13 protein-coding genes are annotated in these 13,552 nt (G+C 65.6%); 2 read left to right on the forward strand and 11 right to left on the reverse strand.

All coding sequences use genetic code 11. The features are described from left to right. Nucleotides 1-74: 74 nt before the first annotated feature. Genes DVB37_RS04995 through trxB form a run of 3 tightly spaced genes read right to left on the reverse strand, consistent with a single transcriptional unit; the run spans nt 75 to nt 2,015 of the window. Nucleotides 75-404 (reverse strand): multidrug efflux SMR transporter, encoded by a 330-nt coding sequence (locus tag DVB37_RS04995; RefSeq protein ID WP_046803388.1) that lies wholly within the window; start codon nt 402-404, stop codon nt 75-77. Continuing rightward, on the reverse strand, nt 401-1,069 hold the full coding sequence (locus DVB37_RS05000; protein ID WP_046803387.1) for a Smr/MutS family protein: 669 nt from the start codon (nt 1,067-1,069) through the stop codon (nt 401-403). The genes DVB37_RS04995 and DVB37_RS05000 overlap by 4 nt, the downstream gene beginning before the upstream one ends. Further along, complete coding sequence (trxB, locus tag DVB37_RS05005; RefSeq protein WP_104143627.1) at nt 1,056-2,015, reverse strand: thioredoxin-disulfide reductase; 960 nt, start codon at nt 2,013-2,015, stop codon at nt 1,056-1,058. Before trxB ends, DVB37_RS05000 begins: the two co-directional genes overlap by 14 nt. A gap of 42 nt (nt 2,016-2,057) precedes the next feature. Here trxB and DVB37_RS05010 point away from each other — a divergent pair, with 42 nt between their 5' ends. Together DVB37_RS05010 and lolA are read left to right on the forward strand one after the other, a co-directional pair. Further along, on the forward strand, nt 2,058-4,442 hold the full coding sequence (locus tag DVB37_RS05010; protein WP_120154118.1) for a DNA translocase FtsK: 2,385 nt from the start codon (nt 2,058-2,060) through the stop codon (nt 4,440-4,442). After that, a complete protein-coding gene (gene lolA, locus DVB37_RS05015) occupies nt 4,442-5,065 on the forward strand; it encodes an outer membrane lipoprotein chaperone LolA (RefSeq protein WP_046803384.1) in 624 nt (207 codons plus the stop codon). Before DVB37_RS05010 ends, lolA begins: the two co-directional genes overlap by 1 nt. A 45-nt stretch (nt 5,066-5,110) precedes the next feature. Here the strand turns inward: lolA and DVB37_RS05020 are convergent, their stop codons facing one another. From DVB37_RS05020 to DVB37_RS05055, 8 genes are all read right to left on the reverse strand, one after another. After that, nucleotides 5,111-5,524 carry a RidA family protein gene (locus DVB37_RS05020; RefSeq protein ID WP_104143630.1) on the reverse strand — a complete coding sequence of 138 codons (414 nt, stop codon included), beginning with the start codon at nt 5,522-5,524 and terminating at the stop codon, nt 5,111-5,113. A 50-nt stretch (nt 5,525-5,574) separates the two neighbouring features. Further along, nucleotides 5,575-7,056, reverse strand: coding sequence for an amidohydrolase family protein (locus tag DVB37_RS05025; RefSeq protein ID WP_120154120.1), 1,482 nt, complete (start codon nt 7,054-7,056; stop codon nt 5,575-5,577). A gap of 14 nt (nt 7,057-7,070) precedes the next feature. After that, on the reverse strand, nt 7,071-7,943 hold the full coding sequence (locus tag DVB37_RS05030; RefSeq protein ID WP_046803381.1) for a MurR/RpiR family transcriptional regulator: 873 nt from the start codon (nt 7,941-7,943) through the stop codon (nt 7,071-7,073). A 37-nt stretch (nt 7,944-7,980) separates the two neighbouring features. Then, nucleotides 7,981-8,982 (reverse strand): ABC transporter ATP-binding protein, encoded by a 1,002-nt coding sequence (locus tag DVB37_RS05035; protein WP_120154122.1) that lies wholly within the window; start codon nt 8,980-8,982, stop codon nt 7,981-7,983. Further along, a complete protein-coding gene (locus tag DVB37_RS05040) occupies nt 8,979-9,986 on the reverse strand; it encodes an ABC transporter ATP-binding protein (protein ID WP_104143635.1) in 1,008 nt (335 codons plus the stop codon). The genes DVB37_RS05035 and DVB37_RS05040 overlap by 4 nt, the downstream gene beginning before the upstream one ends. A gap of 2 nt (nt 9,987-9,988) precedes the next feature. Next, complete coding sequence (locus tag DVB37_RS05045) at nt 9,989-10,864, reverse strand: ABC transporter permease (RefSeq protein ID WP_046803378.1); 876 nt, start codon at nt 10,862-10,864, stop codon at nt 9,989-9,991. Nucleotide 10,865: 1 nt separating this feature from the next. Further along, on the reverse strand, nt 10,866-11,807 hold the full coding sequence (locus tag DVB37_RS05050; protein ID WP_046803377.1) for an ABC transporter permease: 942 nt from the start codon (nt 11,805-11,807) through the stop codon (nt 10,866-10,868). Nucleotides 11,808-11,910: 103 nt separating this feature from the next. Next, nucleotides 11,911-13,470 (reverse strand): ABC transporter substrate-binding protein, encoded by a 1,560-nt coding sequence (locus tag DVB37_RS05055; RefSeq protein ID WP_120154124.1) that lies wholly within the window; start codon nt 13,468-13,470, stop codon nt 11,911-11,913. Nucleotides 13,471-13,552 lie beyond the last annotated feature (82 nt).

Consider the following 13,552-nt stretch of genomic DNA (forward strand, 5'->3'; position numbering starts at 1 on the left):
GGCCACGCGCCAGCAGGCCGCGCCGGACAATTCCGCGTCACATCCAGCGGCTGCCCCCCCCGCGGCAGGCGCGGTCAATGGGATACCGACTTCGAAAATACGTTCATTACCACCACGCCGGCGATGATCAGGCCGATGCCAACCAGCGCGGGCGTGTCCAGGTGCTGCTTGAACAGCACCGCGCCCACGATGGAGATCAGCACGATGCCCACGCCGGACCAGATGGCATAGGCAATGCCCACCGGGATCTCGCGCAGCGTCAGAGACAGGAAGTAGAACGAAATCAGGTAGCCGCACACGGTGATCAGCGACGGCACCAGACGGGTGAATCCTTCGGAACCCTTTAGCGCGCTGGTGGCGAAGATCTCGGCGATGATCGCCACGCCCAGGTACAGCCATTTCATTTGCGCGACCCTTCGGATTGCCGCAGCAGCACCAGCAGCGCACCGGCGCCGCCTTCGCGTTCGGGGGCCTCGGAAAAAGCCAGCACTTCGTTCTTTTGCACCAGCCAGGTCCGCGCCTTGTCTTTCAGCACGGGCTCCAGCCCTTCGGATCCGTAGCCTTTGCCGTGCACGATGCGCACGCAGCGGATGCCATGGTCCTGGCATTCGTCCAGAAACGACAATAGCGCGTGGCGCGCCTGTTCGACGCGCAGGCCGTGCAGATCCAGTTCAGCGCCCGCGCGCCATTGGCCGCGCCGCAGGTTGCGCGCGGTGTCCGGCGCCGCGTCACCACGCACGAAGGCGGTGCCGCCTTCGGACAACAGGTGCGTGATTTCGCCACCATCGGATACGCCCACATCGGCGCGCGACGGCGTTTCGCCCAGCGCGTTGGCCCGGCGTAACGCCGGGGCAGGTTCCGCCACGGGTTTGTGTTCAACCCGGGCGTCCTGCTTGATCGGCGTGACGGACTTCATCGTGCGCTGAAACGCCGCCATGTCATCCATGGGGGCGGTTTCAGGCTTCTTGATGGCGGCAACCCGCTTGGCAAGCGCTTCGCGTTCGCGCTCGGTTTGCAGGTCTTTCTTCAGGCGTTTCAGGTCGGCCAGGCCGACCTTACTGCCCCGCATTCTCCAACCACCGTTGGGCGTCCAGCGCGGCCATGCAGCCCGTCCCGGCGCTGGTGATGGCTTGGCGATAGACGTGGTCTTGCACGTCGCCGGCGGCGAACACGCCGGGCACGGACGTCATCGTGGCCATGCCGGACAAGCCGCTCTTGGTGACGATGTAGCCGTCCTTCATTTCCAGCTGGCCCTGGAAGATTTCCGTGTTGGGCTGGTGGCCGATGGCGATGAAGGCGCCGGTGACCGGCATGTCTTCCGTGACGCCGGTGTCCACGTGGCGTACGCGCACGCCAGTTACACCGCTGTTGTCGCCCAGCACTTCTTCCAGCGTATGGAACAGCTTCAGTTCCATGTTGCCGTTCTCGACCTTGGACATCAGCTTGTCCACCAGGATGGGCTCGGCGCGGAACTTGTCGCGGCGATGGATCAGGGTGACCTTGCGGCAGATGTTGGACAGGTACAGGGCTTCTTCCACGGCGGTGTTGCCGCCGCCGACCACGACCACGTCCTGGTTGCGGTAGAAGAAACCGTCGCAGGTGGCGCAGCCCGACACGCCGCGGCCCATGAAGGCCTCTTCAGAGGGCAGGCCCAGGTATTTGGCCGATGCACCAGTGGCGATGATGAGGGCGTCGCAGGTGTAGATCTTGCCTGTGTCGCCGGTCAGCGTGAACGGGCGCTTGGACAGGTCGACCTTGGCGATGTGGTCAAACAGCATTTCGGTGTTGAAGCGTTCGGCGTGCTTCTGGAAGCGCTGCATCAGGTCCGGACCCTGGACGCCATCCGCGTCGGCGGGCCAGTTATCGACGTCCGTGGTGGTCATCAACTGGCCGCCTTGGGCCAGGCCGGTCACCAGGACGGGGCTCAGGTTGGCGCGTGCCGCATAGACGGCCGCCGTGTAACCGGCGGGGCCGGAACCGAGTATCAAAACTTTAGCGTGCGTGGGCGTGGACATGGGCGGGTATCTTTAGGTTAACGCCCAATTATAATGAGCCGCATGCCGCGTATCTCGACTGCTTCCCCGCGCGCCTCGCGCAACACCCGCAACGGGCCTTCGCCGCTACAAACGCGTATCTCCGCGTTGCTGCGTGAAGCCCGCTGGATCCTATTTGCCGCCCTGGCGGCCTGGCTGACTCTGGTGCTGGCCACCTGGAGCGCGTCCGACCCTGGCTGGTCGCACTCGGTGCCAGGCGACGTGGTGCGCAACCACGGCGGCCGCCTGGGCGCCTACCTGGCCGACATCTTGCTCTACCTGTTCGGTTTTTCCGCCTGGTGGTGGGTAATTCTGCTGCTGCACCGGGTTCGCGCGGGCTACCGGCGCCTGGCCAGCCAGCTTAAGGTAACTAACAGTAAGCAACCGGAAGTGCTGCCGCGCGTCCATTGGGAAGAGGGCATCGGCTTCTTCCTGCTGCTGGTGGGGTCGCTGGGCATGGAAGCCCTGCGCCTGTCCAGCCGGGGCACGCACCTGCCCGGCGCGTCCGAAACGGCCAGCGGCGCCGGCGGCGTCATCGGCCACACGCTGGCCGACTTGATCAGCCGCAGCATCGGTTTTACGGGCAGCACGCTGGCCTTTTTGGTCATGCTGGCCATCGGCCTGAGCCTGTTTTTCTCTTTTTCGTGGTTGGCGGTGGCCGAACGCGTGGGCTCCTGGCTGGAAGGCCTGGTGCGCCGCGTCCGTAATTCCTACGCCGCTCGCGAAGACCGCAAGGTCGGCCAGGTGGCCAAGGCCGTGCGTACCGAGCAAGTCGTGGCCAAGCAGGAAAAACTGGTGCACGAACAGCCGGTGCGGATCGAACCCGCCATTACGGTGGTGCCCAAGTCCGAGCGGGTCGAAAAGGAAAAGCAGCAGTCGCTGTTCTTCGCGCCCGCCGGCGGCGCCGAAGGCGACCTGCCCGCGATCAGCCTGCTGGACCCCCCGCTGACCAACCAGGAAACGGTGTCGGCCGAAACCATCGAATTCACCTCGCGCCTGATCGAAAAGAAGCTGGCCGACTTCGGCGTGTCGGTCACCGTGGTGGCGGCGCAGGCCGGCCCGGTCATTACGCGCTACGAAATCGAGCCGGCCACCGGCGTCAAGGGCAGCCAGATCGTCAACCTGGCCAAAGACCTGGCGCGCGCCTTGAGCCTGGTCAGTATCCGGGTGGTGGAAACCATACCCGGCAAAAACCTGATGGGCCTGGAATTGCCCAACCCGCGCCGCCAGATGGTCCGCCTATCGGAAATCCTGGGGTCGCAGACCTATCACGCCAGCCATTCCGTCGTGACGATGGCGCTGGGCAAGGACATTGCCGGCAACCCGGTCGTGGCCGACCTGGCCAAGATGCCCCACCTGCTGGTGGCGGGTACCACGGGGTCGGGCAAGTCGGTGGGGATCAACGCCATGATCCTGTCCCTGCTGTACAAGGCCGACGCTTCGCACACGCGCCTGATCCTGATTGACCCGAAGATGCTTGAAATGAGCGTCTACGAAGGTATTCCGCATCTGCTGGCGCCGGTTGTCACTGACATGCGCCAGGCCGCCAACGCGCTGAACTGGTGCGTGGGCGAAATGGAAAAGCGCTATCGCCTGATGAGCAAGATGGGCGTGCGCAACCTGGCGGGCTACAACACCAAGATCCGCGACGCCATCAAGCGCGAGGAACCCATCCCGAACCCGTTCTCGCTGACGCCCGACCAGCCCGAGCCGCTGGCGCCGCTGCCCACCATCGTGGTGGTCATCGACGAATTGGCTGACCTGATGATGGTGGTGGGCAAGAAGATCGAAGAACTGATCGCCCGCCTGGCGCAAAAGGCGCGCGCTGCCGGTATCCACCTGATCCTGGCCACGCAGCGCCCCAGCGTGGACGTCATCACCGGCCTGATCAAGGCCAACATCCCGACGCGCATCGCGTTCCAGGTGTCGTCCAAGATCGATTCCCGCACGATTCTTGACCAGATGGGCGCCGAAACCCTGCTGGGCCAGGGCGACATGCTTTACATGCCGCCGGGCACCGGCTTGCCCGTGCGCGTGCACGGCGCGTTCTGCAGCGACGATGAAGTGCACCGCGTGGTGGAAAGCCTGAAGGCACAAGGCGAGCCCAACTACATCGAAGGCCTGCTGGAAGGTGGCGTCGAGGGCGATAACGGCGAAGGCGCCAGCAGCGTCACCGGCATCGGTGGCGACGCGGAATCCGACCCGATGTACGACCAGGCCTGCGAAGTGGTGCTCAAGCATCGCCGCGCGTCGATTTCGCTGGTGCAGCGCCACCTGCGTATCGGTTACAACCGCGCGGCCCGGTTACTGGAGCAGATGGAGCAATCGGGTATGGTGTCGGCGATGCAGTCCAATGGCAATCGCGAGATCCTGGTCCCCGCCGCTGCCGCCGCCCGAGAGGAAGCCTGATGAAGACGTTTCACCGCCTGGCCGTTGTCGCCGCCCTGAGCCTGGCGCCCGCGCTGACGTTCGCCGCCAGCGCGCAAGAGCAGTTGAAGTCGTTCGTGGCCACGGTCACCTCGGCCACCGGTTCGTTCTCGCAATACACCGTGAACAACCAGGGCCGCACGCAGCCTGCCCAGACCGGCGTGTTTTCATTCCAGCGCCCGGGCAAGTTCAAGTGGGCGGTGCAAAAGCCCTATGAACAGCTGGTGGTGTCCGACGGGCGCGTGCTGTTCCAGTTTGACCCCGACCTGGCGCAGGTTACCGAACGCAAGGTGGACGCCGCCATCGGCACGTCGCCGGCCGCGATCCTGTTCGGATCGGGTTCGCTGGAACAGTCGTTTGATGTGTCGGCCTTGCCGTCCAAGGACGGCGTGGACTGGCTGCGCGCCAAGCCGCGCACGGCGGATGCGGGCTTTTCGCGCGTGGACATCGGCATGAAAGACAACCTGCCCGTGCGGGTCGAGCTGCTGGATTCGTTCGGCCAGACGACGCGCGTGGACCTGTCGTCCATTGCCGCCAACCCCAGCCTGCCCGCCAAGGAATTCCAGTTCACCGCGCCCAAGGGCGTGGACATCGTCAAGATGTAAGGCCGCGCCGCGCGCCGGCAGGCGCGTGGCCGGCGGTTCACCGCATCAAGGGCGCTTGTACGCCACGCAATCGATTTCCACCTTGGCGTCCACCATCAGGCTGGACTGCACGCAGGCGCGGGCGGGCGGATTTTCACCGAAGTATTCCTTGAACACCTTGTTGAACGACGGGAAATCGCGCGCGTCGTCCAGCCATACGCCGCAGCGCACGACGTGTTCGGGGCCGTAGCCCGCTTCCTTCAAGATGGCCAGCAATTGCTGGATGGCCTTGTGGCATTGCGCCACCGTGCCGCCCTCAATCACTTCCCCGTTTTCCATCGGCACCTGGCCGGATACGTGCAGCCAGCCGTCGGCGGCGACCGCGCGCGCGAACGGCATGTGCGAACCGCCCTGGCCGGTGCCGCCACCGACGCCGTAGCGGGTGATGCCGTTTTGATCGGGAGTGGGAGTGTTGCTCATGGAGGTGCTCCTTAATTCGTAGTGGGCAAGAATGATTCGGGCAAGGAAATTCAGGCCGAGGCCGAATAGGGCGAGGCCGCCGCGAAGCTGGCGCGCAAATCGCCATTGCGCGGCAGCCAGCGGCCCGCGCGTTCGCCGGTGGCCTGGCCGTGCCGGTAGGACAGCGCGCCGTTGACCCACACGGCCTCGATGCCAGCGGCCGTTTGCACCGGCTCGGCGAAGGTAGCGCGGTCGATGACGGTATCGGGATTGAACAGCACCAGGTCGGCGTGATAGCCCTCGCGCACCAGGCCGCGATCAGCCAGGCCGAAGCGGGCGGCGGAAAGACCGGTCATCTTGTGTACGGCCTGGATCAGCGGCAGCAAGCCCACGTCGCGGCTGTAGTGACCCAGCACGCGCGGAAACGCGCCCCACAGGCGCGGGTGCGGCATCGGGTCATTGGGCAAGCCGTCGGACCCCACCATCGTCAATGGATGCGACAGCACGCGGCGCACGTCGTCCTCGTGCATGTTGTGATACACGGCGCCGGCCGGTTGCAGGCGGCGCGCGGCGTCCAGCAAGGACACGCCCCAGTCCGCCGCCACGTCGGCCAGCTTGCGCCGCGCCTGCTCGGGATGCGGCACCGACCACGTGATGTCGATATCGAATTCGTCGGTCACCTGCTTCAAATCCAGCGTGGACGAGCTGGCCGAATACGGGTAGCAATCGCAGCCCACATGCTGCATGCGGCCTGCGTTTTCCAACGCGAACAGCACTTCCTTCGTGCGGCCCCAATTGCCCGCGCCCGCGCATTTCAGGTGCGACACCACCACCGGCACGCGCGCGTGCCCGGCAATGTCGAAAGCTTCCTGCATGGCATCCAGAATGGCGGCGAACTCGGAACGCAGGTGCGTGGTGTACAGCGCGCCGAATTCATCCAGGGCTTCTGCCAGCAGTTTGACTTCAGCGGTGTCGGCTTCAATGGCGGACGCGTAGGCCAGGCCGGTGCTCAGGCCGATGGCGCCGTGCGCCAGCGCATCGCGCAGCTGTTCGCGCATGGCCAGCACTTCGTCGCGCGTGGCGACGCGGTCCAGGCGGTCCATGTGGTTGCTGCGCAGGGCGGTATGGCCGACCAGCGCGGCCACGTTCACGGCGGGACGCGCCGCTTCGATGGCGCGCGTGTAGTCGCTGAACGAGGGGTAGTTGAAGTCTTCACGGCCACCCAGCAGGTTCATCGGATCCGGCGGGTCGGCGCGCAGCGACACGGGCGAGGCGCTGATGCCGCAGTTGCCCACCACCACGGTGGTCACGCCCTGCGACAGCTTGGGCAACATGCCCGGAGTGCGGATCACGTTGGTGTCGTCGTGCGTGTGCACGTCGATGAAGCCGGGCGCCAGCGCCAGGTCGGTGCCATTGATGATCTGGCGTGCCTGCGCGCCCGGCAAGGCGCCGATGGCTGCGATGCGGCCGTCGGCCAGCGCAACGCTGGCGCGGTACTCGGGGCCGCCGGTGCCGTCCAGGATACGGACGTTGCCGATAAGGGTGTCGTACATCTTGGGTTCCAGGTTCAATCGCCCAGCGGCAAGCGGTTGGGGCCACCACGGTGTTCGTCCAGCGCCAGTTTGATGCGGCGCAGGCGTTCGCGGTTTTCCTCTTGGTTCAGCATGGCCAGTTCGGTGGACAGCAAGTCGATGGCCAGCATCATCGCGTAGCGCGATGCCGAGGGTTTGTAGATGAAGTCGGTTTCGTCCGTGCGGATGGGCAGCACCACATCGGCCAGCTTGGCCAGTTCGGACGTGGCGTCGGTGATGGCGACGATGCGGGCGCGATACTGCTTCACAATGCGGGCCGCGCCAAGGATTTCCGGCGTCAGGCCCGACGCCGACAACACCAGCACGGCGTCGTGCTCGGTAAGCGTGGCGGCCACCATGCGCAGCAGCACGGCATCGCTGTACACCGCGATGGGGTAGCCCAGCCGCACCAGCCGCGACTGCACTTCCTGCGCCAGCACGGCCGAGGCGCCGCCCATGCCGAACACGTAGATCATCCGCGCGCCGTCCACGATGGATGCCGCCTGTTCGAATAGCGGTTCGGTGAACGTGGGCAGATGCGCGCGCAAGGTGCTTTCGATGTCGGCGTAGATGCGTGCGTAAAAGGTGCTTTCCTCGGCCGGCGCGCTGGGGTCCAGAAAGCGGCTGCCCACCGTGCTGGCCTGCGCCAATTTCATTTTCAGGTCGCGCGTGTCGTCGCAGCCCACGGTGCGCGCAAAGCGCGAAATCGTGGCGATGCTGACCCCGGCCTTGGTGGCCAGCTGGTCGACGGTGGCGCTGGCGCCCCAGATGATGTCGTCAAGAATGGCGTCGGCCACCTTGCGTTCGGTCACGCTCAATGCGTCCCGCCGACTGCGTATCTGGAAGACGATGTCGCGGATGATGTCCATGTGGGGTTTCCTGGGTCTGATCGGGTCGTGCAATGCGCTAGGCCGCCAGCTCGGGGGCGTCCAGGCGCGAACAGGCCACGAAGTGGCCCGCGCCCACCTGGACGGCTTGCGCCTCGATGGTGGCGCAGGCGTCGATCGCGTGGGGGCAGCGCGTGCGGAACACGCAGCCGGACGGCGGATTGACCGGGCTGGGGATATCGCCCTTGAGCAGAATACGCGATCGCGGGGCGCGCGGATCCGGCACGGGCGCGGCCGACAGCAGTGCGCGAGTATAGGGGTGGCGCGGCCGTGCATAGACTTCGCTGGTCGGCCCGCGTTCCATCACGCGGCCCAGATACATGACGACGACTTCATCGCACAGGTAATCCACCACGGCCAGGTCGTGCGCCACGAACAGCATGGTCAGGCCCAGGTCGCGTTGCAGGTCTTGCAGCAGGTTAAGCACCTGCGCCTGCACGGATACGTCCAGCGCCGACACCGGCTCGTCCGCCACGATGAAATCGGGTTCGACGGCCAGCGCGCGTGCGATGCCGATGCGCTGGCGCTGTCCGCCCGAGAATTCATGCGGGTAGCGGCGGCTGTGGTCCGCGTTCAGGCCCACGCGTTCCAGCAGTTCGCCGATGCGCGCGGCGCGGCGGTGCTGCGCCAGCTTGTGCGTGTCCAGCGCTTCACCCAGGATCTCGGCCACCGTCATGCGGGGGTTGAGGCTGGCGTACGGGTCCTGGAACACAATCTGCATGCGGCGGCGCCACGGCAGCATCTGCTTTTCGTTCAGATGCGTGATGTCGGTGCCGTCAAACAGCAGGCGGCCGGCGGTGGGCTCGAACAGGCGCAGCAACGCGCGGCCCGTCGTGGTCTTGCCCGAGCCTGATTCGCCTACCAGGCCGACGATGGTGTTGCGCGGCACATCGAAGCTGACGCCATCCACGGCACGCACGACCGGCGCATTACGGGCTTGCGACGTGGGAAAGTGGACCTTCAGGTCTTCAATGCGGACCAGCGGGTCTTGGGCCCGCACGGTGGCTTGGGGGCTAGTCATATCGGATTCACCTTGATGCAGCGCGCGCGGTGTTCCGCTTGCACCGCAACCAGTTCGGGCACGGCGGCGCGGCAATCGTCCGCCGCCAGTTCGCAGCGCGGGGCGAAGGTGCAGCCGGCGGGCAGCGACAGCACGCTGGGTACGTTGCCGGGAATGGCGCGCAGCCGTTCGCCCGAAGCCAATAGCGCGGCCGTGGGCAGGCAGGACAAGAGGCCGCGGGTGTACGGGTGCGTGGGTTTTTCGAACAGGTCGTAGACACCCGCGTCTTCCACCACGCGGCCGGCGTACATGACGGCGACGCGGTGCGCGATTTCCGCCACCACGCCCAGGTTGTGCGTGATGAACAGGATGCTCATGTTCATTTCTTTTTGCAGCCGGCGCAGCAGGTCCAGAATCTGCGCCTGCACGGTCACGTCCAACGCGGTGGTGGGCTCGTCGGCGATCAGTACCGCCGGGTTGCAGGCCAGCGCCAGGGCGATCATCACGCGTTGCCGCATGCCGCCCGACATCTGGTGCGGATATTCGTTGACGCGCCGGTCGGCGGCCGGGATCTCGACGCGTTCCAGCATTTCGCGGGCGCGGCGGATGGCCGACGCGTACGAGCCGCCTTCGTGCTGCAACACGGCTTCGGCGATCTGGTCGCCCACCGTGTACAGCGGGTTCAGGCTGGTCATGGGTTCCTGGAAGATCATGGCGATTTCGGCGCCGCGTATCTTCTGCAGGGTGGCGGACGAAGCGCGCGCCAGGTCATGCTGCACGCCCTGGCGGTCGCGAAACAGGATCTTGCCCGCTTCGATGCGGCCCGCCGGTTTGGGCAACAGCCCCATGATGGACAGGCTGGTCACGGATTTTCCGGAACCGGATTCGCCCACGATGGCCAGCGTTTCACCGCGCGCCAGATCAAAGGTGACGCCGTCCACGGACTTGGCGATGCCGTCGCGGCTGTGGAACCAGGTCTTGAGCCCTTCCACGGACAGCACGACGTCTCGGTTGCTTGACGTCATGATTACAGCTCCTTGCGCAGGCGCGGGTCGAGTACGTCGCGCAGCCCGTCGCCCACCAATTGCAGCGACAGCACGGACAGCACGATGGCGATGCCGGGGAAAATCATGATCCAGTCCGCCGACCCCATGTATTGCTGGCCGGCGTTGATCATGGTGCCCCAGGTGGGGATGTCGGGCGAAACGCCCACGCCCAGGAACGACAGGCCGGCTTCGGCCAGAATCGCGTAGGCGAAGATGAACGTGCCTTGCACCAGAATGGGCGACACCAGGTTGCGCAGCACGTGCACGGTGACGATGCGCCACGTGGGCACGCCCAGCGCGCGGGCGGCTTCCACGAACGGCAATTCACGGATCACCAGCGTGGAGGCGCGCACGATGCGGGCCAGGCGGGGCGTGTAGACGATGCCCAGCGCAATCACTACGTTGATCAGCGAGGGGCCCAGCGCGGCCACCAGCGAAATGGCCAGCAGGATGTCGGGAAACGCCATCATGGCGTCGATCAGCCGCGAGACGAATTTGTCGGCCGAGCGGAAGAAGCCGGCGATCAGCCCCAGCGCGATGCCCAGCACGCTGGACACGATCACGACCGAAAAGCCCACCATCAGCGACAGGCGGCCGCCGTAGATGACGCGGCTGAAGACGTCGCGGCCAAAGTCGTCGGTGCCGAACCAGTGCGCGGCGCCCGGCGCCTTCAGCCGGTTCATGATGGACAGCTTGAAGGGATCGTAGGGGCTGACCCACGGCGCCAGCAGCGCGGCGGCCACCAGCACGATGATGACGATCAGACTCAAGAGCACGGTCTTGCGCGACACCAGCAGGCGCAGCACCTGCCAGCGGTCGGCGCCGCCGGCGGATTGGGGGGAAGTTGCAATAGCCATATCAGTAGCGCACCCGGGGGTCGACCAGCAGGTAGAGCAGATCGATGATCAGGTTGATCAGGACGTAGATGGCCGCGATGATCAGCAGCGCGCCCTGGATGACGGGGTAGTCGCGGCGCAGCACCGCCGACACCACCAGACTGCCCACGCCGGGCAGGCCGAACACGGTCTCGGTCACGACGGCGCCGCTGATCAAGAGCGCGGTGGTCAGGCCCAGCACGGTCAGGATGGGAATCAGCGCGTTGCGCACGGCGTGCTTCAGGATGACCTTGCTTTCCGGCAGGCCCTTGGCACGCGCGGTGCGCACGTAATCGTCGCGCAGTACGTCCAGCATGCTGGCGCGGATAAAGCGGGTGATCAACGCCGAATTGACCAGGCCCAGCACCACGGCGGGCAGGATCAGGTGCGACAGGCGAGTGGCCAGCGAGGCGTCCGGGCCGCCATAGCCCGACACCGGCAGCCAGCCCAGCTTTACCGAGAAAATCTGCATCAGCAGCAGGCCCAGCCAGAAGCTGGGCACGCTGGAGGTAAACATCGAGAACGACAGCACCGACTGGTCCAGCGTGGTGCCGCGCTTGACCGCCGACAGGATGCCGACCGGCAGGGCGATGGCGCTGGCAATCAGCAGCGACATCAACGTCAGCAAAATAGTGGGCTCGGCACGGTCAGCCAGCGCCGACAGCACGGGCTTGTTCATGAAGATGGACTGGCCCAGGTCGCCTTGCACCAGCTTGCCCAGCCACGATACGTATTGCAGCGCCATGGGCTGGTCCAGCCCCAGTTGCGCGCGCAGCGCGGCGATGTCCTGCTGGCTGGCCTGTGGCCCAAGCATCACAGCCGCCGGATCGCCGGGTGTGACGCGAATGATGACGAACACGATGGTCGCGACGATAAACATCACGGCCACCAGCCCGACCAGCCGGTTCAAAAGATAACGCAACACGATAGAGTCCTAGAAAAGCGGCAATCAGTGCACGCGGAGCGAAAGACGGCTGGGACGCGGCAGGCGGCGGGATCATTCACCGCCTGGCCGCGCGTTTCCCTACTTACTTGGCGCTTTTCCAGGCGTTCCAGAAGTACGGCCACGGAGCGGGCTGCGTGCCTTGCAACGACGGCGAGCGCGCGGCCTGGGCGTTGAAGTCGCCCACCTTCACGAAGGGGATTTCGTCATACACGGCCTGCTGCACGTCGGCCCAGCGCTTGATGCGTTCTTCCTGTGTGCGCGCCTGGTTGAAGGCGTCCATCACCTGCGCGCGGCGCGGCGTGTCCCACCAGCCGGGGGCGTCCTTGGACGGGAAATCGATCAGCGCGGGTTCGGGCAGGAACACGCTGTGGGTAATGAAGATGTCCCACACGGCGGGGTCCTGGCGGCGCTGCGTCAGCGTGGCCCAGTCCACCACCTGCATGTCCACCGTGAAGCCGGCGGCCTTCAGGTATTCCGCGGCCACCAGCGCCATCTTGTAATGGAATTCGTACTGCTGGCTGGTCAGGATGCGGATCTTCTTGTCGGCCACGTTGGCGCCGTCAAGCAGCTTCTTGGCGGCGGCGGCATCACCCTTGTTGTAGACCTTGCCGCCCAGCGACGTGGCCCACGGGTAGCCTTCCGGATACAGGTCGCCGTTCAGCTTGTAGAAGTCCTTGTTGCCGAAGGCGGCGAACAGCATGTCTTCTTCATTCAGCGCCAGCTGCACGGCCTGGCGCACCGCCAGGTTGGACATGATGCCTTGCTTGGTGTTGAGCACCAGGCGCGGCCAGCCGAAAGGCTTGAGCATCACCGGGTCGGAACGGCCACCCTTGAGCTTGGCCAGCGCTTCCACCGGCAGCGAGTCGACGTAGTCGAACTGACCGGCGGCGGCGGCTTCGGAACGCGTGTTGGCGTTGCTGACCGGCACAAAGCGGATTTCGTCCAGGTACTGCTTGCGCGCGCCGCCGTAGCCGTCGGGCTCGCCGTCGCGTTGCTTGTAGCCGTCAAAGCGCACCAACTGGATGTACTGGTCGGGCACGCGGGCCTTCAACTGGTACGGACCCGTGCCGACGATTTCGGTCAGCACCGGCGCAATCTTGCCCTTGGGCATGATGACGGCGGCGGCGTTGTTCATGGCCAGCAGCGCGGTCAGCGGCGCGTAGGGCTGCTTGAGCGTGATGCGGATGGTGTTGGCGTCGGGCGCCTCGATGCTGCTGATGACCTTGGCCGCGCCCTTGCCGCGCGTGGCGGTTTCGGTCCAGCGCTTCAAGGACGCCAGCACGTCGGAGGAGTCCATCTTCGAGCCGTCATGGAACGTGATGCCCTGGCGCAGCGCAATCGTGTAGACCAGGCCGTCGGGCGTGACGTCGGGCATCTTGTCGGCCAACAGCGGGGTCAGGTTCCACTTGGCGTCGAAGGTGTAGAGCGTTTCGAAGAAATGCTGCGTCAGGATGCCGACCAGATCCGCCGTGCTGGTCATCGGGTCCAGCGTGGGCGGTTCACCGATGGTGGCGACGGAAATCGTGCCCCCCTTGACCGGCGTGGCACTCAGGGCGGGGGAGGTCATTGCGGTCAAGCCAATTGCGCCGGCCGCGAGCAGGCTGGTCAGCCCACTGCCTCGCCGGGAGGGTCGGAAGTTCATGATTCTCTCTCCAGAGGGTCAAAAACAAACAGGTTGTCGCGTGTGATCGGATTCGCGCCGGGATCCCGGTCGTCGTGCAGCA

Origin of the sequence: Achromobacter sp. B7, assembly GCF_003600685.1 — a bacterium.
In the GTDB taxonomy this organism is placed as follows: domain Bacteria; phylum Pseudomonadota; class Gammaproteobacteria; order Burkholderiales; family Burkholderiaceae_B; genus Achromobacter; species Achromobacter spanius_B.

Coding starts and splice junctions, on each gene's coding strand:
- DVB37_RS04995 (WP_046803388.1), bottom strand. CDS start 404: ATGAAATGGCTGTACCTGGGCGTGGCGATCATCGCCGAGATCTTCGCC.
- DVB37_RS05000 (WP_046803387.1), bottom strand. CDS start 1,069: ATGCGGGGCAGTAAGGTCGGCCTGGCCGACCTGAAACGCCTGAAGAAA.
- trxB (WP_104143627.1), bottom strand. CDS start 2,015: ATGTCCACGCCCACGCACGCTAAAGTTTTGATACTCGGTTCCGGCCCC.
- DVB37_RS05010 (WP_120154118.1), top strand. CDS start 2,058: ATGCCGCGTATCTCGACTGCTTCCCCGCGCGCCTCGCGCAACACCCGC.
- lolA (WP_046803384.1), top strand. CDS start 4,442: ATGAAGACGTTTCACCGCCTGGCCGTTGTCGCCGCCCTGAGCCTGGCG.
- DVB37_RS05020 (WP_104143630.1), bottom strand. CDS start 5,524: ATGAGCAACACTCCCACTCCCGATCAAAACGGCATCACCCGCTACGGC.
- DVB37_RS05025 (WP_120154120.1), bottom strand. CDS start 7,056: ATGTACGACACCCTTATCGGCAACGTCCGTATCCTGGACGGCACCGGC.
- DVB37_RS05030 (WP_046803381.1), bottom strand. CDS start 7,943: ATGGACATCATCCGCGACATCGTCTTCCAGATACGCAGTCGGCGGGAC.
- DVB37_RS05035 (WP_120154122.1), bottom strand. CDS start 8,982: ATGACTAGCCCCCAAGCCACCGTGCGGGCCCAAGACCCGCTGGTCCGC.
- DVB37_RS05040 (WP_104143635.1), bottom strand. CDS start 9,986: ATGACGTCAAGCAACCGAGACGTCGTGCTGTCCGTGGAAGGGCTCAAG.
- DVB37_RS05045 (WP_046803378.1), bottom strand. CDS start 10,864: ATGGCTATTGCAACTTCCCCCCAATCCGCCGGCGGCGCCGACCGCTGG.
- DVB37_RS05055 (WP_120154124.1), bottom strand. CDS start 13,470: ATGAACTTCCGACCCTCCCGGCGAGGCAGTGGGCTGACCAGCCTGCTC.